Raw genomic sequence first — 25542 nt, forward strand, 5'->3', positions numbered from 1 at the left:
CGCGCCCGCCCCGGGCGGACCCGTGCGGCACGCACCGACGGGCAGCCCTCACCGTCGGTGCGGCGGCACCGGTCCGCGTCCGGGACGGGCGCGGGTGCGCCGGTCAGCGGACGAGTGCCGCCCGCACCGCCGCCCCGGGCACCGCGAGCCACGCGTCCCCGTGCGGGCCGTCGAGCGTGAACAGGACGTCGCCCGTGGCGGTGTCGACGACGACCGCGGCGTGCCCCGCGTCGAACGTGCGCCCCGCCTCGACCATGGCGTCGAGCACCGGCGCGGAGGGCCACGCGAGCGTGGTCAGGCCCTCCCGGCCGAAGACGTGCGCGACGAGCAGGCCGTCGTCGCGGTGCAGGGTCGCGGTCACCACCTCGCCGTCCCGCATCTGCACGCACGCCGCGTGCGTGAGCGTCGACGTCGCCGTGATCCTGTGCATCGGTCCTGCCCTCCCCGTCGTCCCTCCGTGGGGAAGGGGCGGGACGGGACCGGGTGATACGTCGGCGCCGGTCGAAAGTTCGCGACGGGTGCACGCGGGGCCGGTTACCGTTCCGCGCGTGCCGCCCCGTCCCCGGTCCGACGCCGTCCCGACGCCTCCGCCGGACGCCCCGTTCCCCGTGGGCGGCGCCCACCCACGGGCCGCCCGGCGCACGGACGTCTCGTGAGCGCGCCGACCGCGGCGGCCGAGGACCCGTTCGCCCGCTACCTGCGCTCGCTCGCCGCCTCCTGGGACGCGCTCGCTGCCCCGGACCCGGAGGCGCGCGTCGTGCGCGCGCCCGGCTTCGTCGCGCTGCGCCACCTGCGCCGCCCCGTGCTGACGAACGTGGCCGTCCTCGACGCCGACGTCGTCCGGGACGCGCTCGCGGCCGTCGGGCCGGCCCCGTTCGCGGCCTGGTCGCACGACGACGCGGGGGCGGCCGCGCTCGCGGCGGCGGGCCTGCGGCGGGACGTCGCCACGTGGCCCATGCTCGCCCGCCTGGACGGTGCCGGCGCGGCGCGCGCCGGCGCGCGGCCGGGGCCGGGGCCGGGCGAGGGGCGCGCGGACGACGTGCGCGAGGGCGGCGTCCACGAGGTCGACCCGGCGGTGGTCGCCCGGCTCAACGACGTCGACCCGGTCCTCGTCACCGGCGTGCCGGGCCTGCGGGCGTTCGCCACCGCCGGGCAGGAGGCGGGTCTCGTGCTGCAGCCCGTCGGCGACGACGTCGTCGTCTCGTTCGTCGTCACGCGTCCCGACGCGCGGCGGCAGGGCTGGGCCACCGTCCTGCTGCGGGCCGCGCTCGCGGCCGCGCACCGCGACGGCGCGGTCACGGCCACCCTCCAGGCGACGGCGGCCGCGCGCGGGCTGTACGAGCAGCTCGGGTTCCGGGTCCTCGGCCGCTGGCAGGAGTGGGTGCCCGCGTGAGGTGAGGGGCACGGCGACGGCCGCGGCACCCGGGGGCGTCCCGGTGCCGCGGCCGTCCACGTGTCCGGCGTCAGGACGCCTCGCGCACCACCTCGACCGCACCGGCGGCCACCTCGAGGGTGCCGTCGACGTCGCGCGGGTCGACGAGTGCCTGCCCGGACGCCACCACCGTGACCGGGGCGCCCGTGTGGTTGAGCACGAACAGCCAGGACCGGCCGTCGTCGGCGACCCGGCGGGTGACCTCGACGCCCTCGGGCAGGTCGGGGACGACGCGCGGCACGCCGGACTCCTCGACGAGCGCGTCGACGACCCGCTGCAGCGCGTCGGCGTCCGTCGGCCAGGTCGCGAGGTACCACGCGGCGCCCGCGCCCACCGCGCGCCGGGTCACCGCGGGCACCCCGTCGAGCGGGCCGCCGGCGAACCGGCGGACGACCTCGGTGCCGTCCAGCGCGTGCACCTTCTCGCTCCACAGCTCGCCCTCGGTGCCGTCGTCCAGGCGGACGCGCTCGTCGGGCTGCAGCGGCCAGAACTCCTCGGTCCGCACGCCGAGCAGGTCGCGGAACGCCCCCGGGTAGCCGCCGAGGCGCACGTGGTCGTGCTCGTCGACGATCCCGGAGAAGAACGTGACCAGCACGGACGCGCCGCGCTCGGCCACCGCGGCGACGGCGGCGGCGCCCTCGTCGGTGACCAGGTACAGCGCGGGGACGAGGACGACGTCGTAGCCCGTCAGGTCCTCGGTCGCCCGGACGACGTCCGCCTCGACGGCCCGGCGGGCCAGCGCGCGGTGCAGCGCGACGGCCTGCTGCCGCGGGTCGAGCGCGTCCGTCGGGTGCGAGTCGAGCTGCGCGGCCCACGTCGACGGCCAGTCGAACAGCACGGCGGCGCGCGGGCGCTGCGTGGCGCCGCGCACCTCGCCGACCGCCTTCAGGAGGTTCCCCAGGCGGACGGTGTTGCGCCACACGTCGGTGTCCGTGCCCGCGTGGGGCAGCATCGCCGAGTGGTACTTCTCCGCCCCCGCGGCGGACTGGCGCCACTGGAAGAACATGATCGCGTCGGCGCCGTGCGCGAGGTGCTGCACGGAGTGCCGCAGCGACTCGTCCGAGGTGCGGGCCCGGTTGCGGCCCTGCCAGTTGACCGCGGACGTGGAGTGCTCCATGAGCATCCAGGGCTCGCCCCTCGCGACCGACCGCGTCAGGTCGGCGGAGAACGCGAGCTCGACGTGCGGCGCGGGGTCGTCGGCGTAGACGTAGTGGTCGTTCGAGACGACGTCGACCTCGTCCGCCCAGCGGGCGTAGTCCATGTTCCCCGTGTGCCGCTGGACCATGAAGTTCGTCGTCGCCGGCACGTGCGGGGTGACCTCGCGCAGCACGTCCCGCAGGTCGGTGTAGTACGAGAGCAGCTCGTCGCTGGAGTACCGGGCGAAGTCGAGGCGGTGCGTCGGGTTGACCAGCGTCGCGGCGGTGCGCGGCGGCAGGACCTCGTCGAACGAGCCGTACTGCTGGGACCAGAACGCCGTGCCCCACGCGTGGTTCAGCGCGTCGACGGTGCCGTAGCGGGCGCGGAGCCACGCCCGGAAGGCCGTCGCGGCGTCGTCGGAGAAGTCGTGCGGGACGTGGCAGCCGATCTCGTTGTCGACGTGCCAGACCGACAGCGCCGGGTGGTCGGCGTACCGCTCGGCGACCCGCCGGGCCATCGCGAGCGCGTACCGGCGCCACACCGGGGAGGCGATCCGGTAGTGCTGGCGCGAGCCCGGCCACAGGACCGTGCCGTCGTCGCGGACGGGCAGGATCTCCGGGTGCTTCGTCGTCAGCCACGGCGGCGGGCTCGCCGTGGCGGTCGCCAGGCTGACGCGGATGCCGGCGCCGTGCAGGCGGTCCATGGTCCGGTCCAGCCACGTCCAGTCGAGCTCACCCTCGCGCGGCTCGATGCGCGCCCAGGAGAAGATCGCGACGCTGACGATCGTGACGCCCGCCTCCTGCATGAGGCGCACGTCCTCCTCGCGGACCTCGTCGGGCCACTGCTCGGGGTTGTAGTCACCGCCGTAGCCGATGCCGTCGAGCCCGAGGGGCCAGCGTGCGCGGTCGGGGTGCTGCGCGGATGCTGTCACGGTGTCGCTCTCTCCTCGTCGAGTGGGGCGTCACCTACAGTAGTGAACCGATTCACCGTCACCGACGACGGCTCGTCGTGACGGCCACCCGACCCGAGGGGACCTCGTGCACGAGACGATCGTCATCGGCGGCGGATCCATCGCCCACGCCCACGTCCACGCCGTGAACGCGCACGGCGACCGCGCCCGCGTCGCGGCGGTGGTCGACGTGGACGCCGACCGCGCCCGCGCCTTCGCCGACGAGATGGGCGTCCCGCACGCCACGACGGACCTGGCCGCCGCGCTCGCCGGTCTCGACGGGGTGAGGCCGTCGCTCGCGCACATCTGCACGCCGCCCGGCACGCACGTGCCGCTCGCGACGCAGTGCCTCGAGGCCGGGGTGCCCGTGCTGGTCGAGAAGCCGCCGGCCCTCTCGCTCGCCGAGCTCGACGAGCTGCTCGCGGTCAGCGAGCGGACCGGCGTCGACGTGGCCGTGGTCTTCCAGCACCGGTTCGGCCACGCGGGGCTGCGGGTCGCCGGCGCGCTCGGGGAGGGGCGTCCGCTGGGCCGTCCGCTCGTCGCCGTGTGCGACACGCTCTGGTTCCGCGGCGACTCCTACTGGGACGCGCCGTGGCGCGGGTCGTGGGAGGTCGAGGGCGGCGGTCCGACCATGGGCCACGGCATCCACCAGATGGACCTGCTGCTCGCCCTGCTGGGCCCGTGGGAGGAGGTCACGGCGATGGCGGCCCGCCGGGCGCGCCCGACGAAGACGGAGGACGTCTCCGCCGCGGTCGTCCGGTTCGCGGACGGGACGGTCGCCACGGTCATGAACTCGCTGCTGTCCCCGCGCGAGACCTCGTTCATCCGCATCGACGCCGAGGCCGCGACGGTCGAGGTGGAGCACCTGTACGGCTACACGGACCAGAACTGGCGGCTCACCGCGGCGCCCGGCCGCGAGGACGCCGCCGCGTGGTGGGTCGAGGGCCTCGACGCCGAGGCACCGGGCAGCGGGCACGGCGTGCAGGTCGGCGCGATCCTCGACGCGCTCGACGCCAGCACGACCCTGCCGGTCAGCCTGCGCGAGGCCCGCGACACGCTCGACCTGGTCGCGGCCATCTACGCGTCGGCGTTCACGGGCCGGCCCGTCCGCCGCGGCGAGATCACCGAGGGCAACCCGTCGTACACGTCGATGGCGGGCCCGGGCACCCCGTGGTGACCCCGCGCTGACGCCATCCCGTCCACCCGCCCCGTCCACCCCGCCCTGCCCAGCCAGCCCACCCCGCCCCGCCGCCCAGTTCGCCGGTCCGGCTCGAGGTCGCCAGGTCCACCTGGCGACCTCGGGCCGAACTGGCGAACTCGCCGGCGGGGACGGGTGTGCGGACGGGCGCGAGGGGGGAGGGGGGCGCCGGTCCCGGAGGGGTGTGGGCCGCCGAGGGTGTCCGCTAGCGTCGGCGTGCCGGTCGTAACGATCCGAACGTCGAAGAGGACACCCGCGTGGAAACGCTCCCGTACCAGGACCCGTCCCTGTCCATCCCGGAGCGGGTCGCCGACCTGCTGAGCCGCATGACGCTGCCCGAGAAGGTCGGGCAGATGCTGCAGCTGGACGCGCAGCCGGGCGTCGAGGACCTGGTCCTCGACATGCACGTCGGCTCGATCCTGCACGCCTCCCCGCAGCGCGTGCTCGAGGCGCTCGACGCGGTCGAGCGCACGCGCCTGCGCATCCCGCTGCTCGTCGCCGACGACGCCATCCACGGGTACTCGTTCTGGCGCGGGGCGACGATCTTCCCGTCGCAGCTCGGCGTCGCCTCGTCCTGGGACCCGGCCGCCGCGGAGCAGATGGCGCGCGTGACGGCCGTCGAGGTGTCCGCGACCGGTCTGCACTGGACGTTCTCGCCGGTCGTCTGCATCACGCGGGACCTGCGCTGGGGCCGCGTGAACGAGACGTTCGGCGAGGACCCGTTCCTGCTCGGCGAGCTCGCGGCGGCGATGGTCCGCGGGTACCAGGGGGACGGCCTGACGGACCCGACGGCGATCCTCGCGTGCGCGAAGCACTTCGCCGGGTACTCCGAGACGCAGGGCGGGCGGGACGCGTCCGAGGCGGACATCTCGCGGCGCAAGCTGCGCTCGTGGTTCCTGCCGCCGTTCGAGCGCGTCGCCCGCGAGGGCGCGCGGACGTTCATGATCGGCTACCAGTCGACCGACGGGATCCCGATCGTCGTCAACAGGTGGCTGCTGCAGGACGTCCTGCGCGGCGAGTGGGGGTACACCGGCACCCTCATCACCGACTGGGACAACGTCGGTCGCATGGTCTGGGAGCAGAAGATCGCCGCCGACCACACGCAGGCCGCCGCGATGGCGGTGAACGCCGGCAACGACATGGTGATGACGACCCCCGGGTTCTTCGAGGGCGCGCAGAAGGCCGTGGCGGACGGGCTCATCGAGGAGGCGCAGCTCGACGCGGCCGTCGCGCGCATCCTCACGGTGAAGTTCGAGCTCGGGCTCTTCGAGGACCCGCGCCGTCCCGACCCGGCCCGGCAGGTCGCCGTCATCGGGTCGGCCGCGCACCAGCAGACCAACCTCGAGGTCACCCGCCGCTCGCTGGTGCTGCTGCGGAACGAGGGCGTCCTGCCGCTCGGCGGCGACCTCGTCGCGGGTGACGACGGGCGGGCGACCGGGCCGTCCGGCGCGCCGGAGCCGCGGACGATCGCCGTCGTCGGACCCAACGCGGACGACGTCGACGCGCAGCTCGGCGACTGGGCGGGCCGCTCCGGGCAGGTGGACTGGATGCGCGAGGAGGGGCACCCGCGGCACATGTCGGAGACGGTGCTCGACGGCCTGCGCGCCGTCGCGCCCGCGGGGTGGACGATCACGCACGCCCGTGGCGCGGACATCGGCGAGCTCGGGCCCGACCCGGCCGGCGAGTTCTACCCCGACGGTCAGCCGCGCATGCCGATCATGCACGCGGCCGAGCCGGACGCGACGATGATCGCCGAGGCCGTCGCTGCGGCGGAGGCGGCGGACCACGTCGTCGCGGTCGTCGGCGACACGATCGGCCTCATGGGCGAGACGCGCTCGACCGCGACGCTCGAGCTCGTCGGCGGGCAGGTCGCGCTGCTCGACGCGCTCGCGGCGACGGGCACGCCGATGACCGTCGTCGTCATCGCGTCGAAGCCGCTGGTCCTGCCGGACTCGGCGCTCGGCGCCGACGCGATCGTCTGGGCCGCGAACCCCGGCATGCGCGGCGGGCGGGCGGTCGCCGAGCTGCTGCTCGGGCTCGTCGAGCCCGCCGGTCGCCTGCCCGTGACGTTCGCGCGGCACGTCGGCCAGCAGCCGGTCTACTACAACCAGATCCGCGGGCAGCACGGCGCGCGGTACGCGGACCTGACGCAGGACCCGGCGTTCGCGTTCGGCGAGGGGCTGACGTACTCGACGGTGGAGTACTCCGACCTGCGCGTCGCGGAGCCGACGCTCGCCGCCGACGGCACGGTGCGGGCGCAGGTGACGGTGACGAACACCGGGGCGCGGCCCTCGCACGAGGTCGTGCAGGTCTACGTCAGCGACCTCGTGACCTCGCTGACCTGGACGGAGAAGGAGCTGAAGGCGTACCGGCACGTCGACGTCGCGCCGGGGGAGTCGGTCACGGTGGACGTCGAGGTGCCGGTCGCGGACTGCACGATCGTCGACGCCGAGGGGCGGCGGGTCGTCGAGCCGGGCAACTTCGAGCTGCTGGTCGGGCGGTCCTCGCGGGACCGCGACCTGCTCCGGGCGGGGTTCACGGTCACGGGCTGAGGCCCGGACCGCGGGTGAGGCTGTCGATCCGGTCGCGCGGGACGACCGGATCGACAGGCTCACCGCTGCCGGCGGCCGTCAGTCACTTGCCATCCTGGAAAGCCGGAGTAGTGTTTCCGGCATGGAAACTCACTCCGTCACCCCGGACCCCCAGCGGGCGAACGAGCTCCTCGCCGACCTCGAGGGCGACCGCGCCGCGCTCGCGCAGCACTCCGCCACGCCCACCTGGTACCTCGCGGCGGTCACCGCGCTGATCGCCGCGTACGTCGCCGTGCCGCTGCTCGGCGAGGACCGCACGCCCGCCGTCACCATGATCGGCGGCGCGCTCATCGTGCTCGCCGTGCTCCTCCAGCAGCGCCGGCTCGTGCGTCCCCGCGGGGCCGGCATCGCCGGTGCCGGCCTCCTCGTCGCGCTGCTCGCGGCCGTCCTGCTGCTGCTCAGCGTGTCCTTCGGGCTCGTCGCCGGCGGCCTGCACGCCTGGGTCGCGCTGCCGGTGCTCGCCGCCGGCGCCGTCGCGTACGCGGTCCTGCGGCGCTCCGACACCCTCGCGCGCCGGGCCCTCGACCGTGTCCGCTGACGCACCGGGCGTCGCCCCCGACGAGGTGGCGCCGCGCTTCGACGAGGTCATCCACGCCCCCGTCCGCCTGCGCGTCTGCGGGCTGCTCGCCGCCGCCGACCAGGTCGAGTTCTCGGTCGTGCGCGACGCCCTCGGCGTGTCCGACGCGACCCTGTCCAAGCACCTCAAGGTGCTCGCCGACGCCGGGTTCGTCGAGGTGCGCAAGGCGGCGTCGACGAGCCGCACGGACGCCCGCCGCCTGACGTTCCTCCGGCTCACCGCCGAGGGCCGCCGCGCGTTCTCCGCCCACGTCGCGGAGCTGCGGGCGATCGCGGCGGGTCTGGGGGGCTGACCGGCCGGCGCGGCGCACGGATGGCTCAGGCCGGCGCGGCGTCCGACGTCATGCGGGCCGCACGTCGGTGACGTCCGCGACGAGCGACGTGCGGAACCGCTCGTCGCCGTCGAGGTCGGCGTGCGTGATCGGCGTGCCGTACGTCGCGGACGCGTAGATCGCCGTGACGAGCTCCAGGGGCCGGCGCGCGTGCGTGACGAGGTCGGGCATCGGGGTGCCGTCCCACAGCGCGTCGACGACCGCCCGGACCAGGGGCGTGTGCCCGCTCGGCTCGTCGTCGGCGGGGAAGGCCCACGACGCGACCTCGTCCTCGGGGACGCCCGGCGCCGGCGTGACGCGCCAGTTCGGCGCCGCGTGCCCGTACAGGTGCTCGACCTCGACCGTCGCGCGCTCGCAGTCGACCCGCACGACCGACGTCTGGCGCGGGCTCAGCACGCTCGAGACGGCCTGCGCGACCACGCCGTTCGCGAACCGCACGACCGCGGTCGACACGTCCTCCATCTCGATGTCGCGGGCCACCCGCCACAGGCGCGCGTCCACCTCGGCCCAGTCGCCGAGCAGGTGTGCGAGCAGGTCCATCTGGTGGATCCCGTGCCCGAGGGTCGTGCCGCCGCCCTCGCCGTCCCACGTGCCGCGCCAGTCGACGCCGTAGTAGTCGTCGCCCCGGTGCCACAGCGTCTGGCACTGCGCGAGCAGGGGGCGGCCGAGGGCGCCGGAGTCGAGCAGGCGCTTCACGTGCGCGGCGGCGGTGCCCGTGCGCTGCTGGAAGACGATCGCGAACGCCCGGCCGGCGGCGTCGGCGGCGGCCTGCATGTCGTCGAGCTCGGCGAGCGAGAGGGCCGGCGGCTTCTCGCACAGCACGTGCGCGCCGGCGGCGTACGCGTCGAGCGTCTGCTGCCGGTGCAGGTCGGGCGGTGTGCAGAGGACGACGAGGTCGACGCGCTCGGCGGCGAGCAGGTCGGTGTGCGTGGCGTACCGGCCGGGGACGTCGTAGCGGTCGGCGAACTCGGTGCGCCGGGCCTCGCCGCGGTTCGACACGGCCACGAGGTCGATGCGGGGGTCGTCGGCGATCGCCTGCGCGTGCAGGTGCGCGACGGCGCCCGTCCCGACGATCGCGGCGCGCAGCGGCGCCCGGTCGGTGCCTGGCTGGTCGGTCGTGCTCACGTCCACGCTCCCTCGCGCCGGTGGTGCCGCCACCGTACCGGTAAGCGCTTGCCGCGCGTCAAGGGCGGTCACCGGCTCAGCCGGTGCGGGCCGGGGACGTCGACGAGACCGTGACGGTGTCGCTCCGTGAGACGGCAGCGGGGCGAGCCGCGCGTCGCGCCGCCCGTGCGAGCCCCGGAGCGTACGAACCTGCGCCTCGCCGGGTGCTGCGTCCACGATCCGGCGGTTCGGGCGTGGGTTCGGGCGGGTGGGGGCACAGGGCCGGCAGGGGAGCAGGGGGCCGCAGGGAAGGCGGGGGTCGGCGAGGGGGCGGGGTCGGCAGGGGGCAGAGGGCGGCCCGGGGGACGGCCGGTCGGCCGGCAGGGGCCGGTCGGCGGGGGTGGGCGCGATCGACCCCAGGGAAGAGGTCGTCAGCCGCCCGCGGTGCTCGTGCGCACCACGAGCTCCGGCTGGAACAGCACGCGCTGGTGCTCGACCGCGCCCTCGGCGGACGCCTCGCGCAGCAGCAGGTCGGCGGCCGTCCAGCCGAGGGTGTGCGTCGGCTGGTGCACCGACGTCAGCGGGACCGTGAGCATGGGGGCGATGACGACGTCGTCGTAGCCGACCAGGGCCATCTCGTCCGGCACGCGCACGTCGGCCCAGCGCAGCGCGCGCAGCGCCCCGAGCGCGGTGAAGTCGTTGACGCAGAACGTGGCGGTGGGTCGGCGCGCGGCGTCGACGCCCAGCAGCTCGTTCATCGCCTTCTCGCCGGCGTCGGCGTTGAGGGACCCGACGGTGACCTCGGTGAGCACGTCCGCCGGGTCGCGGCCGGCCGCCAGCAGCGCGGACACGACGCCGGCCCGCCGGTCGACGCACTGGCGGATCGAGTCCGGGCCGTTGATGAACGCGATGCGCTCGTGCCCGAGCTCGAGCAGGTGCTCGACCGCCAGCGCGGCGCCGCGCACGTCGTCGACGCCGACGCTCGACACGTCCTCGACGTCGCTCGTCGCGTCGAGCAGGACGACGCCGATGCCGCGCTCGCGCAGCGCGAGGATCGCCTCGAGCGACCCCTGCGACGGCGTCACGAGCACGCCCTGCACGCCGTGCTCCTCGTAGAGGCGCAGGTAGCGGGCCTCGCGCTCGGGGTCCTCGTCGGACGACGACAGCATCAGGGTGTACTCGTCCGGGGCGAGGCGGTCCTCGATGCCGCGCGCGACCTCGGTGAAGAACGGGTTCGCGATGTCGAGGACGATCGCCCCGACGGTCCGGATCGTGCCCGCGCGCAGCTGCCGCGCCGAGGCGTTGCGGACGAAGTTCAGCTCCTCGATCGCCGCCTGCACGCGCTCGCGGGTCGCCGGCGTCACCTGCTCGGGCCGGTTGAGCACGTTCGAGACGGTGCCGACGGAGACGCCGGCCCGGCGCGCGACGTCGGTGATGGACGGCCGACGCGGGCGGCCGTTGCCCCTGGTGGCCATCGACGCCCCTTCCCTGGTCGCGCTGCCGAGGCGATCGTAGCCACGACCCCGGGTCCGCCCTGCAGGACGTCCGGCCGTGGCCGCCACCGGCGCGCCGCTCTGGTGCCATGATGTCGGAAAGCGCGATCCACGGACGTGCCGGGGGTTGTTGACACCCGATCGTCGGCGTCCCTACAGTGGTCATGAATCGTTTCAAGGACGAAACCCGGAGGTCGACGATGACCCGCGTGTGCTTCGTCTCGCACGTCCACCCGGACCACCTCGACGAGTACCGCCGCCGCCACGCCGCCGTGTGGCCGGAGATGCTCGAGGCGCTGCGGGACACCGGGTGGCGGGACTACCGCCTCTTCCTGTCGCCCGACGGCCTGCTCGTCGGCGTCCTCGAGACCGACGACTACGCCGCCGCCCAGGCCGCGATGGCCGCCACCGAGGTCAACGCCCGCTGGCAGGCGCAGATGGCCGACCTCTTCGTCGACGACGGCAACCCCGACGAGGGCTTCGTCCTGCTGGACGAGGTCTTCCACCTCGAAGGCCAGCTCGCCGCCGCCGGGCTCCCCACGCGGCCCACGGCCGCACCGGCACCCACCGAGAGCACCCAGGAGCAGCACCGATGAGCACGACAGCAGCCGGCGGCGCCGGCACGCGCGAGGAGCGGGCGCTCGCCGCCCTCGCCCAGCAGACCATCGAGCTGCCGTCCTGGGCGTTCGGCAACTCCGGGACGCGGTTCAAGGTGTTCGCGCAGGCCGGCGTGCCCCGCGACCCGTTCGAGAAGATCGCCGACGCCGCGCAGGTGCACCGCTACACGGGCGCGGCGCCGCGGGTCTCGCTGCACATCCCGTGGGACAAGGTCGACGACTTCGACGCCCTCGCGAAGCACGCCGCGGACCACGGCGTCGCGATCGGCGGCATCAACTCGAACCTGTTCCAGGACGACGACTACATGCTCGGGTCGCTCACGCACCCCGACGCCCGCGTGCGCAAGAAGGCCGTCGCGCACCACCTCGAGTGCATCGACGTCATGGCGGCGACCGGCTCGCACGACCTGAAGATCTGGCTGCCCGACGGCCTGAACTACCCGGGCCAGGACTCCATCCGCGGCCGCCAGGACCGCCTCGCCGAGTCGCTGCAGGAGATCTATGCGGCGCTCACGGCGGCGGACCCGGCGCACCGGCTGATCCTCGAGTACAAGTTCTTCGAGCCGTACTTCTACACGATGGACGTGCCGGACTGGGGCACGTCGCTGCTGCACTGCCTGGCCCTCGGCGACCGCGCCATGGTCGTCCTCGACACGGGCCACCACGCGCCGAACACGAACATCGAGTTCATCGTCGCGCAGCTGCTGCGCGTCGGCCGGCTCGGCGCGTTCGACTTCAACAGCCGCTTCTACGCCGACGACGACCTCATGGTCGGCGCCGCGGACCCGTTCCAGCTGTTCCGGATCCTGCACGAGATCGTCCAGGGCGGGGCGCTCGCGCCCGACTCGGGCGTCAACTTCATGCTCGACCAGTGCCACAACATCGAGCCGAAGATCCCGGGGCAGATCCGCTCGGTGATGAACGTGCAGGAGGCGACGGCCAAGGCGCTGCTCGTCGACGCGGACGCGCTCACGGCCGCGCAGCAGGCCGGTGACGTCCTCGGGGCGAACGGCGTGCTCATGGACGCGTACAACACCGACGTGCGCCCGCTGCTCGCGCGGCTGCGCGAGTCCCAGGGGCTCGACCCCGACCCGCTGGGCGCCTACGCGCGCAGCGGCTACGCCGAGACGATCGTGGCCGAGCGCGTCGGTGGCGCGCAGGCCGGATGGGGAGCCTGACCGCCATGACGACGCCGACGAACGCCGACGCCACGTCGCCCGCCGCGCAGCTCATCGCGCGCTCCAACCGCCTGGGCTCCGACCCGCGCGTCACGAACTACGCCGGCGGCAACACGTCCGCCCAGGGCACCGCCACCGACCCGGTGACGGGTCAGGACGTCGAGCTGCTCTGGGTCAAGGGCTCCGGCGGCGACCTCGGCACGCTCACGGAGAAGAACCTCGCCGTGCTGCGCCTGGACCGGCTGCGCGCGCTCGTGGACGTCTACCCGGGCGTGGACCGCGAGGACGAGATGGTCGCGGCGTTCGACTACTGCCTGCACGGCAAGGGCGGTGCGGCGCCGTCGATCGACACGGCCATGCACGGCCTCGTGGACGCCGCGCACGTGGACCACCTGCACCCGGACGCGGGCATCGCGCTCGCCACGGCGGCCGACGGCGAGGCGCTGACGTCCGAGGTGTTCGGCGACCGCGTCGTGTGGGTGCCGTGGCGCCGGCCCGGCTTCCAGCTCGGCCTCGACATCGCCGAGATCCGGGAGAAGAACCCGCAGGCGATCGGCTGCGTGCTCGGCGGGCACGGCATCACCGCGTGGGGCGACACGTCCGACGAGGCGGAGCAGCGCTCGCTGGAGATCATCCGCACCGCGGAGCGGTTCATCGAGGAGCGCACGGCGGCGCTGGCCGCCGAGGGCACGCACCCCTTCGGCGCGGTGCGCCCCGGCTTCGAGGCCCTGCCCGAGGCCGAGCGCCGCGAGCGTGCCGCCGCCCTCGCGCCCGTGGTCCGCGGCCTCGCGTCGACCGACAGGCCGCAGGTCGGCCACTACACCGACACCGACGTCGTCCTCGACTTCGTCGCGCGCGAGAAGCTCGCGCACCTGGCCGCGCTCGGCACGTCCTGCCCGGACCACTTCCTGCGCACGAAGGTCTCGCCGCTGGTCGTCGACCTGCCGGCCGACGCCCCGCTGGAGGACGTCGTCGCGCGCCTGCGGGAGCTGCACGCGCAGTACCGCGAGGACTACGCCGCCTACTACGAGCGCCACGCGACCCCGGACAGCCCCGCGATCCGCGGCGCGGACCCGGCGATCGTGCTGGTGCCCGGCGTGGGCATGTTCTCGTTCGGCAAGGACAAGCAGACCGCGCGCGTCGCGGGCGAGTTCTACGTCAACGCGATCAACGTCATGCGCGGCGCGGAGGCCATCAGCACGTACGCGCCGATCGACGAGGCCGAGAAGTTCCGCATCGAGTACTGGGCCCTCGAGGAGGCCAAGCTCCAGCGGATGCCGAAGCCGAAGCCGCTGGCCACGCGGGTCGCGCTCGTGACGGGCGCGGGCTCGGGCATCGGGCGCGCGATCGCCGAGCGGCTCGCCGCCGAGGGCGCCTGCGTCGTGATCGCGGACGTGAACCTGGAGGGGGCGCAGGAGGTCGCGGACTCCCTCGGCGGGCCGGACGTGGCCGTCGCGGTGCACGCCGACGTCACCGACGAGGAGGCGGTGGCGGGCCTGGTCCGCGCGGCGTCCCTCGCGTTCGGGGGCGTCGACCTCGTCGTCAACAACGCCGGCCTGTCCATCTCCAAGCCGCTGCTCGAGACCACCGTCCGCGACTGGGACCTGCAGCACGACGTCATGGCGCGCGGCTCGTTCCTCGTCGCCCGCGAGGCGGCCCGGGCGATGGTCGCGCAGGGCATGGGGGGCGACATCGTCTACATCGCGTCGAAGAACTCCCTGTTCGCCGGCCCGAACAACATCGCGTACTCGGCCACCAAGGCGGACCAGGCGCACCAGGTGCGCCTGCTCGCGGCCGAGCTCGGCGAGCACGGCATCCGCGTCAACGGGGTCAACCCCGACGGCGTCGTGCGCGGGTCCGGCATCTTCGCCGGCGGCTGGGGCGCCAAGCGCGCGGCGGTGTACGGCGTGCCGGAGGAGAAGCTCGGCGAGTACTACGCGCAGCGCACGCTGCTGAAGAAGGAGGTCCTGCCGGAGCACGTCGCGGCGGCCGTCTTCGCGCTCACCGGGCCGGACCTCGTGCAGACCACGGGCCTGCACGTGCCGGTCGACTCCGGCGTCGCCGCCGCGTTCCTGCGCTGACGGGGGCAAACGGATGAGCACCGCAGGGGCGGCGTTCGCGGCCGTCGACCTGGGCGCGTCCAGCGGGCGCGTCATCGTCGGACGCGTGCACGAGGGGGGCGACGGCCCCCGCGTCGACCTGCACGAGGTCAACCGGTTCCCCAACGGGCCGGTGCCCGTGCCGGGAGCGCGGGGGACGACCCTGCACTGGGACGTCCTCGCGCTGTGGCGCGGGATCCTCGACGGCCTGCGCGCCGCGACGCGGGAGGCGGGGCCGCTGGCGGGCGTCGGCATCGACTCGTGGGCCGTCGACCACGGCCTGCTCGACGCGGACGACGTGCTGCTCGGCAACCCCGTGCACTACCGGGACGCCCGCACCGTCGGCGTCCCGGAGCGCGTGTTCCGGACCGTCCCGGCGGACGAGCTGTACGCCCGCACGGGCCTGCAGGTGCAGCCGTTCAACACGGTGTTCCAGCTCGTCGCGGCGCAGGGGACGGCGCAGCTCGACGCCGCCCGGCGGCTCCTGCTCGTCCCCGACCTGCTCGGCGCGTGGCTGACGGGCGAGCAGGTCGCCGAGGTCACGAACGCGTCCACGACCGGCCTGCTCGACGCGACGACCCGCACGTGGGCGACCGACGTCGCCGCCCGCCTCGGCGTGGACGCCGGTCTGCTGCCGCCGCTGCGCGACGCGGGCGAGCTGCTCGGGCACGTCCGCCCCGACCTGGCCGAGCAGATCGGCCACCGCACCCCGCTGCCGGTGTGGACCGTCGGGTCGCACGACACCGCGTCGGCGGTCGTCGCGGTGCCCGCCACCGGCGAGGACTTCGCGTACGTGTCGTGCGGGACGTGGTCGCTCGTCGGGCTCGAGCTGCCCGCGCCCGTGCTCACCGAGGCCTCGCGCGCCGCGAACTTCACGAACGAGGCCGGCGTCGACGGGACCGTCCGGTACCTCAAGAACGTCATGGGTCTGTGGGTGCTCTCCGAGTCGCTGCGCACGTGGCACGAGGCCGGGCTGCCCGCCGAGCTGCCCGACCTGCTCGCGGCCGCCGCCCAGGTGCCCGGCCTGACCACGGTCGTCGACGTCGACGCCCCCGAGTTCCTGCCGCCCGGCGACATGCCCGGGCGCATCGCCGCCGCGGCCGCCCGCACCGGGCAGACGCCGCCGCAGTCCCAGGCCGAGACCGTCCGCTGCGTCCTCGACTCGCTCGCTCTCGCCTACCGGCGGGCGGTGCGGCAGGCCGTCGCGCTGTCCGGGCGGGACGTGTCGGTGGTGCACCTGGTCGGCGGCGGCGTCCGGAACACGCTGCTGTGCCGGCTGACGGCGGACGCGACCGGGCTGCCCGTCGTCGCGGGACCGGTCGAGGGCGCCGCGCTCGGCAACGTGCTCGTGCAGGCCCGGGCCGCGGGTGTGCTGTCGGGGTCGCTGACCGACCTGCGGGCCGTCGGCGCGCGCGGGCTCGACCTCGTCCGGTACGAGCCCGACCCGGCGGCCGCGGCGCGCTGGGACGCCGCCGAGCGGCGGCTGTGGAGCGGCGCGCGGACGTCCGTCCCGGCCTGACGCAGCACGGGCGGGCGCGCGCCGACGGGTGACGGCGTCCGTCGTCCGTGGTGTCGCGGCGCCGACGCGTCCGTGAAATCTGTGCCAACGGGCGGCGACGAAGGGACGACCCGGACCAAACGCCGACGCGGCGTGCGGATCATGGCGTCCGTGCCGACCGCCACCCCCTCCCTGCCGGCCCGCGCGCTCGCCCCCTCGCGTCTCGGCGAGGTCGCGGCACCCGTGCAGGTCGTGTCCTCGCTCGACGTGATGAGCGACGTCGAGATCCTGTTCCGCGCCCCGCAGCGCACCTGCGTCGTCGTGCACGACCGCGAGTCCGGGCGGGTCGGGCTGCTGACGCGGCACCGGTACACCGAGGTGATGACGGGCCGGCTCGGGTACGGCCGCGCCGTCATGACGCGCCGGGAGGTCGGGCACGCCGCCGACTGGGAGCCGCTCGTGCTCGACCCGTCGACGAGCGTCGTCGACGCCGCGCGCGCCGCCATGGCCCGCGAGGCGTCCGTGCGTCACGACGACGTGCTCGTCCCCGGGTCGTCGTGGTCCGCGGCGTCCACCGCCGACCTCGTCCAGGCCCTCACGGGTGCCCTCGCCGACCGCGCCGCCCGTGACCCGCTGACCGGGGTGCTGTCGCGGGCGCACCTCCTCGCGACCATGACGCGGTGGGCGGAGGACGCGGTGGCCGGCACGCGCCGTCGCCTGCTGCTCGTCGGGCTGGACGTCGACGGCCTGGCGGACCTCAACGCGTCCGCGGGCTTCGCCGCCGGCGACGACGTCCTGCGGACGGTCGCGGCCCGCCTGCTCGGCGCGGTGCCGGAGGGCGGCGCCGTGGGTCGCCTCGACGGCGACACGTTCGGCGTGCTCCTGCTGCTGCCGGCCGTCTACGACGACCGCGCGGCGGAGCTGGCGACGACCCTGCGCGACCGGCTCGCCGGCGCGTGCGCCGGTGGTCCGGTGCGCGTGCGGGCCACCACGTCGACGTCCCTCGCCGGCTGGGCGGACCCGAACCTGCTGCTCCTGGAGGTCGAGCGCGGCCTGCGCTCGGCCCCCCGCACCCCGGACGCCCTCCCCACCCGCGACCGCCCGTGACGCCCCACCCCTCCCGCGACCGCCCCTGACGCCCCACCCCTCCCGGCCCACGCGACCCGCCGCGCACGTCCCGCCGCACACGTCCCCCGTCCACCCCTACCCGTCGCCGAGTTCGCTGGTTCTGTGCCGAGCTCGGCACCTGGAGGACGCGGACTCGGCACGTACCTGCCGAACTCGGCGACGGTGGGGTGCGGCGGGTGGGTGGGATGGCGCCCGCGGGGGGAGGGGGTGGGGCGGGGGTGCGGTGGGTCAGGCGAGGCCGCCGACGTGGACGCCCGCGGCGCGGAGCTCGTCGATGCCCGGGGTCGCCGGGTCGAGGCCCTCGACGTCCACGCCCAGCAGGGACGGCATGCGCAGCAGCGGGCGCAGGTCGGTGACGGGGTTCTCGCCGAGCCACAGCTCGTCGACCGCGGGCAGGTCGGCGAGCGCCGCCGCGTCGGCGACGCGGTTGCCGCGCAGGTCCAGCATGGTCAGCGCGGGCAGGGCGGCGAGCGGCGACGGGTCGACGACCTGCGCGCGGGCGAGGTCCAGACGGGTCAGACCCGTGGCCGTCGCGAGCGGCGCGACGTCGGACACGCGGGTGCCCGACAGGTCGAGCTCGACGACGCCGCTGCCGGCGAGCGGGCCGACGTCCGCGACCGGCGTGCCCGCCAGGCCGAGGAACCGCAGCGTCGGGACGGACGCGAGCGGCGTGACGTCGTGCACCGCGGTGCCGGACAGGCCCAGGTCGACCAGTACGGGCAGGCCGCCGAGCGGGGCGAGGTCCGCGACCGGGTTGTCGGTCAGCGTCAGCCGGCCGAGCTTCTCGAGCCCGGCGAGGGGCGCGAGGTCCGTCACCGCCTGCCCGGCGAGGTCGAGCCCTGCGAGGTCGACGAGCCGCTCCAGGCCGGTCAGGTCGCGCACGCAGCGGTCGGGGTCGACGTCGCACCCGCTACCGCCCCCCGGGGACGCCTCGGGGACGAACGCCCCCGGGCACTCGAGGGTGCGCACGTCGGCAAGGGCCCGCTCGGACACGGAGGAGTCGGGCGCGACCCCGAGCGCGGCGGCCACGCATCCCCGCAGGACGGCGTCGGGCACCACGTCCGCGAGGGCCTCGCGCGGCGCCGCCCGCCAGGCCGCCGTCCCGGCGACGGCGACGACGAGCACCCCGACGCCCGCAGCCCACGCGACGGCCGTCCGCCGCGCGTACCGCCGTCGGGCCGCCGGCCCCGCCGCGAGCACGCGGGCAGGCAGCCAGTCGGGAAGGAGCACGCGGACACGCACCGCGACGACGAGCGCCACGACGGCCGCGACCCCCGCGACCAGCGCGCCCAGCACGAGGTCCCACGGGACCGCGGACGCCGGCGGCACGTCGTACCGGACGAGCACGACGACGTCGACAGCGGTGCGCGCGAGCAGCAGGAGCGCCGTGAGCGCGGCGGCCGCGGACACCACGACCGCCGCCGCGAGCACCGGTCCGCGCCGCCGCCGCAGCGCACCGGTCGCCGCGAGCGCCGCCGCGACCCCGAGGGCCGCCACCACCAGCGGTGCCCACGCCCACACGGCGACCACGGCCGTCCGCAGCGACAGCAGGGCCAGCCGTACCTCGCCGAACCCCCGGGGTGCCGCGAGCAGGACCCCGGCGGCCGCCAGCGCGAGACCGGCGGCGAGCACGCCGCCGAGCACCGCGTCCCTGCGCGTGCGTCCGGCGGGCCGGTCGCCCGGGCGCGGGCGGGTCGCCCGGGTCGCGGCCAGCGGCACCAGCCCGAGCAGGACGAGGAGCGCCGCGACCGTGCCGGCCCCGGTCCTCATCCACGGCACGGCCGCCGCCGCACCCGCCAGTGCGGCCAGCACCGCGCCCGTCGTCGTCGACCGTGGTGCCCGCACGTCGCCCTCCTCCCGGACGGCGCCCGCCGACCCGGCGGAAGGCTACGGGTGCCGGCGCGCGGCCGGGCAGGATCGGCGTGGCGGTCCGGTGCAGGCCTCGTCCCGGACGTGCGCGGGACCCGCGCAGGCGCCCGCGGCCCCGCTGCGTGGGGTGGGGCGCGCGTCGGTCGGTGAGCGCGGGCGTCAGTCGGTGAGCGCCCGGCTGCCGGCGACGGCCTCCGGCAGCGCCTCGACGAGCGCGCGCGTGTCCGGGTGCTGCGGGTCGCGCAGCAGCTGCCGCAGCGGCGCGGACTCGACCAGGCGACCGTCGGCGAGGACGTGCACGGTGTCGGTGAGGCGGTCGAGCAGGCGCACGTCGTGCGACGCGACGAGCAGGCCGATGCCGTCCTCGCGCACGAGCGCGCGGATGTCGGCCGCGACCTCCTCGCGCATGGCCTGGTCGACGGCGGTGAGCGGCTCGTCGAGCAGCAGCAGGTCGGGCTTGGCGGCCAGGGCGCGGGCGATCGCGACGCGCTGGCGCTCGCCGCCGGACAGCGAGCGGACGGTGCGCGTCACGAACCGGATCGGCAGGCCGACGACGCCCAGCGCCGCCTCGACGTCGTGGTTGGTCGACCGGCCGGCCTTGCGGGCCTCGGTGAACGCGTCCTCCATGGTCCTCTCGACCGTGCGCTGCGGGTCGATGCCGGCGAGGCCGTTCTGGTGCACGGTGCGCAGGCGCGCCTTGACGAGCTTGCGCTGGCGCAGGGGCGGCTTGGACACGTCGACGCCGTCGAGGGTGACGCGACCGGCACCGGGGCGCATGTGCCCGCCGAGGATCTCGACGAGCGTGGACTTGCCGACGCCGGAGCGTCCGAGCAGGCCGACCGCGTCCCCCGTGCGCAGCGTCAGGTGGATGCCGTCGAGCACGGCGGGCCCGCCGTACCCCGCGCGGACGTCGATGGCGGTCAGGACTGCCCGGGTGCTGCTCATCTCACTGCTCTCGTCGTCGCGTCCGGCCGCGCTGGGCCGCTCCCTGCCCCTCAACGTACGACGAGGCGGCGGGGATCCCGGCATCCGGGTGCCGTCCCCGCCCGATCACCCCAGCGCCGCGGCCACCACGAGCAGCACGGGCACGCACAGCAGCGTCGTGACGAGGCCCGCGTCGCGCGCGAGCGCCTCGCCGTGCCGGTACTGCATCGCGTAGACGAGCACGTTCTGCGCGGTCGGCAGTGCCGCCATCGCGGTCACGGCGAGCAGCGCGTGCGGCGGCAGGCCCAGCGCCGTCCCCAGGCCCCAGGCGAGGACGGGGTGCACCACGCTGCGCAGGGCGACCGCGAGCACGAGGTCGCGGCGCGGCGCGGCCGCACCCGACGAGCGCGGCACGGACAGCTGCATGCCGAACGCGAGCAGCGCGAGCGGCGCGGCGGCGGCGCCGACGAGTCGGAAGGGCTCGAACACGGCCTCCGGCAGGTCCCACGGCAGGGCGGCGAGGGCGACGCCGGTCAGCGTGCCGACGATGATCGGGTTGCTCAGCGTGCGCCGCACGACGGTCCGCACGCGCAGCGCCCACGGCACGACGACGGCGACGTCGGGCGGCGCCTGCGGATCCGCGTCGCCCCGACGCGCCGCGGACGCGCCGTCGAGCACGGTGAAGGCCACCGGCGCGAGCACGAGCAGCTGGAACAGCAGCGTCGGGACGACCGCGACCGGGTCGTCCAGCAGGTACACCGACAGCGGCAGCCCGATGTTCCCGGCGTTGACGTAGGACGAGGTGAGCGTCCCCACCGTGACGTCGGCGGCACCCCGGCGCAGCGCGAGCCGCAGCACGAGCGCCGCGGCGAGCGCGACCAGCACGGTCGACCCCCAGGTCACGAGGGCCGTGCGGGACAGCAGGAGGCGCAGGTCCGTGTGCGCGAGCGTGCCGAGCAGCAGGGCCGGCGTCGCGACGGCGAAGACGACGCGCGCGAGGACGGGGGCCGCGCGCTCGCCCAGGACGCCGTACCGGCCGAGCACCCAGCCGAGGGCGACGACGGCGCCCATGGTGCCGAGGGCGGTGAGCACCGCGCCCATCAGCGCGCACCCGTCGTCCGTCGTCCCACGTCCAGATCCTCGCACGGGCGGTCCGCGCGGGAAAGCGCTTGCCTCGCGCGTGTCCGCCATGACACGATCACCCTGCCGCCGACGACGGCGGCCCGGCCCGTGCCCTCGCGCACCCGGCCGCGTGCTCGCACGAGGGAAGGCAACGATGCCCGCAGTCGCACTGGTCACCGGAGGCAACCGCGGGATCGGCCTCGGCATCAGCCGCCGCCTCGTCGCCGACGGGTTCGCGGTCTCCATCCTCGCGACGCGCGAGGAGCCCACCGACGTCCTCGAGGAGCTGCGCGAGGCCGCCGGCGACCCGTCGCTGGTGCGGTACGTGCGCGGCTCCGTCGCGGACCTCGACGACCACCGTCGCTACGTGGACGACGCCGTCGACGCGTGGGGGCGGCTGGACCTGCTGGTCAACAACGCCGGCGTCGCGCCGAGCGTGCGCGCGGACCTGCTCGAGGCGACCGCCGAGTCGTTCGACCGCGTGCTGGGGATCAACCTGCGCGGTCCGTACTTCCTCACGCAGGAGTTCGCCCGGCGCGTCATCGAGCTGCGCGGCCCGCTCGACGCGCTGCCCGAGCCGCCGGCCGGGCCCGTCGCCACGGTCGTCAACGTCTCGTCGATCTCCGCGACCACCGTGTCGACCAACCGCGGCGACTACTGCATCTCCAAGGCGGGCGTCGGCATGGCGACGCAGCTGTGGGCGGCCCGGCTCGGTCCCGAGGGGGTCGTCGTCTACGAGGTGCGTCCCGGCGTCATCGCCACCGACATGACCGCGGGCGTCACGGGCAAGTACGACGCCCTCATCGAGCAGGGCCTCGCGCCCGTCAACCGCTGGGGCCGCCCGGCGGACGTGGCCGGCGCCGTGTCGATCCTCGCGTCCGGGCAGACGCCCTACTCGACGGGTGAGGTCTTCCACGTCGACGGCGGCATGCACATCCCGGTCCTCTGACCCGCACCACGGAATCGAGAGCGCCATGAGCACCGAGCCCCGCACCGAGCCCCTGCACCACGAGCCCGAGACGCTGCGGATCGGCGGCCACGACGTCCCGGTCGTCACGGCGACGACCGTGGTCGTCGGCACCGGGTCGGCCGGCTACTGCGCCGCCGCGCGGCTGGTCCAGTTCGGCCACGACGACGTCGTCATGGTCGCCGACAAGATCCACGCCGGGGCGTCCCGCAACGCGGGGTCGGACAAGCAGACGTACTACAAGCTCACGCTGTCCGGCGGCGACGGCGACTCGGTGCGCGAGATGGCCGAGACGCTGTTCAGCGGCGGCGCGATGGACGGCGACAACGCGCTCGCGGAGGCGGCGCTGTCCGCCCGCGGGTTCCTGCACCTCGTCGACCTCGGCGTGCCGTTCCCGCAGAACCGGTTCGGGGAGTTCATCGGCTACAAGACCGACCACGACCCGCGTCGCCGTGCCACGTCGGTGGGGCCGTACACGAGCCGGTCGATGGTGGAGCACCTGGAGAAGAAGGTGCAGCGCGACGGCACGCGCGTGTTCGACGAGTGCCGGGTCGTCGACGTCGTCACGACGACCGACCCCGACGGCACGCGCCGCGTGGCCGGGCTGCTCGTGCTGCGCACGGACGTCCCCCACGACGGTGCCGCGAGCCCGTGGCTGCTGTTCCGCTGCACCAACCTCGTCTACGCCACGGGCGGCCCGGCGGGCATGTACGCGACGCGCGTCTTCCCCAACGGCCAGTGGGGCGCGTCCGGCGCGGCGTACCGCGCCGGCGTGCACGGCAAGAACCTCACCGAGTGGCAGTTCGGGCTCGCGTCGATCAAGCCGCGCTGGAACGTGTCCGGTACGTACATGCAGGTGATCCCGCGGTTCGTCTCGACCGACCAGGACGGCGGCGACGAGCGCGAGTTCCTCACCGAGGCGATCCCCGACTACGGGCGCCTGATGTCGCTGGTGTTCCTCAAGGGCTACCAGTGGCCGTTCGACATCCGGAAGGCCCGCGACGGGTCGAGCCTGGTCGACCTGCTCGTCTACCGCGAGACCGTGCTGCGCGGGCGGCGCGTGTTCCTCGACTTCCGCCGCAACCCCGTGCGCGAGGACTTCGACCCGACCGCGCTCAGCCCCGAGGCGTTCGCCTACCTGGAGAAGGCGGGCGTGCTCTTCGGCACCCCGATCCAGCGGCTGCGCCGGATGAACGAGCCCGCCTACCAGTTCTACCTGGACAAGAACCCGTACGTGGACCTCGAGAAGGAGATGCTCGAGGTCGACGTGTGCGCGCAGCACAACAACGGCGGCCTCGTCGTCGACGCCTGGTGGCAGTCGAACGTCGCCGGGTTCTTCCCGGTCGGCGAGGCGGGTGGCGCGCACGGCGTCTACCGGCCGGGCGGCGCCGCGCTCAACAGCGGCCAGGTCGGCGCGACGCGCGCCGCGCAGTTCATCGCCGCGCGCCGGGACGAGAAGCCCCTGCCCGAGGCGGAGTTCGCCGAGGCGGCCGCCCCGGTGCTGGGCGCCGCGCTGGACCTGACCGCCCGCGCGACCGGACGCGCCGCCGCCGGCGTCGCGGACAACACGGGTGACCTGCTCACGGACGTCCAGGTGCTCATGAGCGCCAAGGCCGGGCCGGTCCGCTCCGCCGCCTCGATCGACGAGGCGCTCGTGCAGGTGCACGACTGGCTGACCCGCTACGAGGACCTCGTCAGCGCCGACGGCTCCTCCCGGCGCTCGGTCAACCGCACGTTCCTCGTCCGCGACATCCTCACCAGCGCCTACGTGTACCTGTCGGCGATGGCCGACTACGTCGCCCACGGCGGGCGCTCGCGCGGGTCGGTGCTGTACTCCGACGCGTCGGGCGCGCTGCCGCGCACCGGGTACGGGCCGGACGCCGACGCGGAGCTCGACCTGCCGGACGTCTTCCGGTTCGCGCTCGACGGCGGCGTGCTCGACCACGTCGTGCAGGAGACCGCGTGGCTGGCGCCGGGGGAGGCGGCCCCCGCCGACGACGGCGGGCCCGGCTGGGTGCCCGTCGTGCCGCGCGACGTCGCCGACCCCGCCGGCACGCCGGTCTTCCGGTGGCGCCCCCGCCGCCCGATCCCGGAGGACGACGACTTCTTCGAGAACGTGTGGCGGGAGTTCCGTGAGCACGGCAACGTCCACTGACGTCCACCGGGTCCCGCTGCCCGACGCGCGCGTCGAGGTGCGCGGGGCGGCCTGGCTCGAGCCGACGGCCGACGGGCTGCTCCCGCACCGCCTCCCCGCCTGGACGCGGGCGCAGTTCCCGGACGACTTCGTCGCGATGTGCGACGAGCAGCCGTCGGGCGTCCGGCTGCGCCTGCGGACCGCCGCCCGCCGCCTCGTGCTGCACGTGCGGACGTGGCGCGTCGCGACCCTCCCGCACGCCGAGCCGGCACCTGCGGAGCGGTTCGAGGCGCTCGTCGGCGGCCGCGTCGTCGCGTCGGCGGTGTGCGAGGCGTCAGGCCTCCTGACGTTCGACCCGGGCAGCGCGACGACGTCGCTCGGCCCGGCGACGGCGGGGACCGTGGCCTTCACGCTGCCGGACGCCGGCGGCACCCCCGCCGACGTCGAGGTGTGGCTGCCGTACCGCGAGCGCGTCGCCCTCGTCGCGGTCGAGGCCGACGCCCCGGTGCTGCTGCCCGCACCCGTCGACGCGCCGCGCTGGGTGCACCACGGCTCGTCCATCAGCCACGGCGCCGACGCGGACGTGCCGACCGGCACCTGGCCGGCGGTCGCCGCCCGCAGCGCCGGGTTCGACCTGGTCAACCTGGGCCTGTCCGGCAACGCCGTGCTCGACCCGTTCGTCGCCCGCGCGGTGCGGGACCAGCCCGCGGACGTCATCAGCCTCAAGCTCGGCATCAACGTCGTGAACCACGACCTCATGCGCCGGCGCGCGTTCGTCCCGGCCGTGCACGGGTTCCTCGACACGGTCCGCGAGGGCCACCCGACGACGCCGCTCGTCGTCGTCTCGCCCGTCCTGTGCCCGCTCGTCGAGGACGCGCCGGGGCCGACGTCGATCGACCCCGACGCGCCCGTGACGACGTTCCGCACGGCCGGGCGGGCGGAGGAGGTCGCCGAGGGCAAGCTGTCGCTGCGCGTCATCCGCACCGAGCTCGCGGCCCTCGTGGCCGCCCGGCGCGCCGCGGGCGACACCGCGCTGACGTACGTCGACGGGCGCGACCTCTACGGCGAGGCCGACGCCGCCGAGCTGCCGATGGCCGACCTGCTGCACCCGGACGCCGCCGCGCAGCGGCGCATGGGCGAACGCTTCGCGCGGGTCCTGGCCGCCGTGCAGCGGGCGGCACCGGCCCGCTGACG

General features: G+C 75.5%; 20 protein-coding genes. 13 read left to right on the forward strand and 7 right to left on the reverse strand.

From position 1 onward, the window contains the following. Positions 1 to 103: 103 nt before the first annotated feature. A complete protein-coding gene (locus FB586_RS04250) occupies positions 104 to 430 on the reverse strand; it encodes a hypothetical protein (RefSeq protein ID WP_136518030.1) in 327 nt (108 codons plus the stop codon). 222 nt (positions 431 to 652) lie between these two features. On the opposite strand from FB586_RS04250, the gene FB586_RS04255 reads away from it, so the two are divergent. After that, positions 653 to 1393, forward strand: a complete 741-nt coding sequence (locus FB586_RS04255; RefSeq protein WP_136518031.1) for a GNAT family N-acetyltransferase — start codon at positions 653 to 655, stop codon at positions 1391 to 1393. Between the two features lie 70 nt (positions 1394 to 1463). Here the strand turns inward: FB586_RS04255 and FB586_RS04260 are convergent, their stop codons facing one another. Beyond that, positions 1464 to 3500: a beta-galactosidase gene (locus FB586_RS04260; protein WP_136518032.1), complete on the reverse strand. Its 2037-nt coding sequence runs from the start codon at positions 3498 to 3500 to the stop codon at positions 1464 to 1466. 106 nt (positions 3501 to 3606) lie between these two features. On the opposite strand from FB586_RS04260, the gene FB586_RS04265 reads away from it, so the two are divergent. From FB586_RS04265 to FB586_RS04280, 4 genes are all read left to right on the forward strand, one after another. Next, complete coding sequence (locus FB586_RS04265; protein ID WP_136518033.1) at positions 3607 to 4695, forward strand: Gfo/Idh/MocA family protein; 1089 nt, start codon at positions 3607 to 3609, stop codon at positions 4693 to 4695. 278 nt (positions 4696 to 4973) lie between these two features. Continuing rightward, the gene (locus FB586_RS04270) at positions 4974 to 7268 is read left to right on the forward strand and encodes an exo-beta-d-1,3/1,6-glucosidase (protein WP_136518034.1); all 2295 of its coding nucleotides are present in this window, start codon (positions 4974 to 4976) and stop codon (positions 7266 to 7268) included. Positions 7269 to 7389: 121 nt separating this feature from the next. Next, positions 7390 to 7845 carry a hypothetical protein gene (locus FB586_RS04275; RefSeq protein WP_136518035.1) on the forward strand — a complete coding sequence of 152 codons (456 nt, stop codon included), beginning with the start codon at positions 7390 to 7392 and terminating at the stop codon, positions 7843 to 7845. After that, the gene (locus tag FB586_RS04280; protein ID WP_246036422.1) at positions 7835 to 8176 is read left to right on the forward strand and encodes a transcriptional regulator; all 342 of its coding nucleotides are present in this window, start codon (positions 7835 to 7837) and stop codon (positions 8174 to 8176) included. Before FB586_RS04275 ends, FB586_RS04280 begins: the two co-directional genes overlap by 11 nt. Before the next feature lie 48 nt (positions 8177 to 8224). Here the strand turns inward: FB586_RS04280 and FB586_RS04285 are convergent, their stop codons facing one another. Further along, a complete protein-coding gene (locus tag FB586_RS04285; RefSeq protein WP_246036424.1) occupies positions 8225 to 9340 on the reverse strand; it encodes a Gfo/Idh/MocA family protein in 1116 nt (371 codons plus the stop codon). 410 nt (positions 9341 to 9750) lie between these two features. Continuing rightward, on the reverse strand, positions 9751 to 10794 hold the full coding sequence (locus tag FB586_RS04290) for a LacI family DNA-binding transcriptional regulator (RefSeq protein ID WP_136518037.1): 1044 nt from the start codon (positions 10792 to 10794) through the stop codon (positions 9751 to 9753). 218 nt (positions 10795 to 11012) lie between these two features. On the opposite strand from FB586_RS04290, the gene FB586_RS04295 reads away from it, so the two are divergent. From FB586_RS04295 to FB586_RS04315, 5 genes are all read left to right on the forward strand, one after another. Next, positions 11013 to 11408 (forward strand): L-rhamnose mutarotase, encoded by a 396-nt coding sequence (locus tag FB586_RS04295; protein ID WP_136518038.1) that lies wholly within the window; start codon positions 11013 to 11015, stop codon positions 11406 to 11408. Further along, positions 11405 to 12607: an L-rhamnose isomerase gene (rhaI, locus tag FB586_RS04300; protein ID WP_136518039.1), complete on the forward strand. Its 1203-nt coding sequence runs from the start codon at positions 11405 to 11407 to the stop codon at positions 12605 to 12607. Before FB586_RS04295 ends, rhaI begins: the two co-directional genes overlap by 4 nt. Before the next feature lie 5 nt (positions 12608 to 12612). Continuing rightward, positions 12613 to 14688 carry a bifunctional aldolase/short-chain dehydrogenase gene (locus FB586_RS04305; protein WP_136518040.1) on the forward strand — a complete coding sequence of 692 codons (2076 nt, stop codon included), beginning with the start codon at positions 12613 to 12615 and terminating at the stop codon, positions 14686 to 14688. A 13-nt stretch (positions 14689 to 14701) separates the two neighbouring features. After that, a complete protein-coding gene (locus FB586_RS04310; RefSeq protein ID WP_136518041.1) occupies positions 14702 to 16225 on the forward strand; it encodes a rhamnulokinase in 1524 nt (507 codons plus the stop codon). A gap of 150 nt (positions 16226 to 16375) precedes the next feature. Next, positions 16376 to 17311 (forward strand): GGDEF domain-containing protein, encoded by a 936-nt coding sequence (locus tag FB586_RS04315; protein WP_168800447.1) that lies wholly within the window; start codon positions 16376 to 16378, stop codon positions 17309 to 17311. A gap of 249 nt (positions 17312 to 17560) precedes the next feature. Here FB586_RS04315 and FB586_RS04320 read toward each other — a convergent pair whose 3' ends face one another. From FB586_RS04320 to FB586_RS04330, 3 genes are all read right to left on the reverse strand, one after another. Beyond that, positions 17561 to 19177, reverse strand: a complete 1617-nt coding sequence (locus tag FB586_RS04320; protein ID WP_136518043.1) for a leucine-rich repeat domain-containing protein — start codon at positions 19175 to 19177, stop codon at positions 17561 to 17563. Positions 19178 to 19360: 183 nt separating this feature from the next. After that, positions 19361 to 20146, reverse strand: coding sequence for an ATP-binding cassette domain-containing protein (locus tag FB586_RS04325; protein ID WP_168800448.1), 786 nt, complete (start codon positions 20144 to 20146; stop codon positions 19361 to 19363). 105 nt (positions 20147 to 20251) lie between these two features. Then, entirely contained in the window at positions 20252 to 21226 is a 975-nt protein-coding gene (locus FB586_RS04330; protein ID WP_136518045.1) for an AEC family transporter, read from the reverse strand. A 175-nt stretch (positions 21227 to 21401) separates the two neighbouring features. Between FB586_RS04330 and FB586_RS04335 the strand changes: the two genes are divergently transcribed. Genes FB586_RS04335 through FB586_RS04345 form a run of 3 tightly spaced genes read left to right on the forward strand, consistent with a single transcriptional unit; the run spans position 21402 to position 25540 of the window. Continuing rightward, positions 21402 to 22196 carry a 3-ketoacyl-ACP reductase gene (locus FB586_RS04335; protein WP_136518046.1) on the forward strand — a complete coding sequence of 265 codons (795 nt, stop codon included), beginning with the start codon at positions 21402 to 21404 and terminating at the stop codon, positions 22194 to 22196. A gap of 25 nt (positions 22197 to 22221) precedes the next feature. Beyond that, positions 22222 to 24369 (forward strand): FAD-binding protein, encoded by a 2148-nt coding sequence (locus tag FB586_RS04340; RefSeq protein WP_136518047.1) that lies wholly within the window; start codon positions 22222 to 22224, stop codon positions 24367 to 24369. Beyond that, positions 24347 to 25540, forward strand: coding sequence for an SGNH/GDSL hydrolase family protein (locus FB586_RS04345; RefSeq protein WP_187697839.1), 1194 nt, complete (start codon positions 24347 to 24349; stop codon positions 25538 to 25540). Before FB586_RS04340 ends, FB586_RS04345 begins: the two co-directional genes overlap by 23 nt. Positions 25541 to 25542 lie beyond the last annotated feature (2 nt).

The organism is Cellulomonas telluris (assembly GCF_004886325.1).
GTDB classification, from domain to species: domain Bacteria; phylum Actinomycetota; class Actinomycetes; order Actinomycetales; family Cellulomonadaceae; genus Cellulomonas; species Cellulomonas telluris.

Coding starts and splice junctions, on each gene's coding strand:
- FB586_RS04250 (WP_136518030.1), bottom strand. CDS start 430: ATGCACAGGATCACGGCGACGTCGACGCTCACGCACGCGGCGTGCGTG.
- FB586_RS04275 (WP_136518035.1), top strand. CDS start 7,390: ATGGAAACTCACTCCGTCACCCCGGACCCCCAGCGGGCGAACGAGCTC.
- FB586_RS04290 (WP_136518037.1), bottom strand. CDS start 10,794: ATGGCCACCAGGGGCAACGGCCGCCCGCGTCGGCCGTCCATCACCGAC.
- FB586_RS04295 (WP_136518038.1), top strand. CDS start 11,013: ATGACCCGCGTGTGCTTCGTCTCGCACGTCCACCCGGACCACCTCGAC.
- rhaI (WP_136518039.1), top strand. CDS start 11,405: ATGAGCACGACAGCAGCCGGCGGCGCCGGCACGCGCGAGGAGCGGGCG.
- FB586_RS04305 (WP_136518040.1), top strand. CDS start 12,613: ATGACGACGCCGACGAACGCCGACGCCACGTCGCCCGCCGCGCAGCTC.
- FB586_RS04310 (WP_136518041.1), top strand. CDS start 14,702: ATGAGCACCGCAGGGGCGGCGTTCGCGGCCGTCGACCTGGGCGCGTCC.
- FB586_RS04325 (WP_168800448.1), bottom strand. CDS start 20,146: ATGAGCAGCACCCGGGCAGTCCTGACCGCCATCGACGTCCGCGCGGGG.
- FB586_RS04330 (WP_136518045.1), bottom strand. CDS start 21,226: ATGGGCGCGGTGCTCACCGCCCTCGGCACCATGGGCGCCGTCGTCGCC.
- FB586_RS04335 (WP_136518046.1), top strand. CDS start 21,402: ATGCCCGCAGTCGCACTGGTCACCGGAGGCAACCGCGGGATCGGCCTC.
- FB586_RS04340 (WP_136518047.1), top strand. CDS start 22,222: ATGAGCACCGAGCCCCGCACCGAGCCCCTGCACCACGAGCCCGAGACG.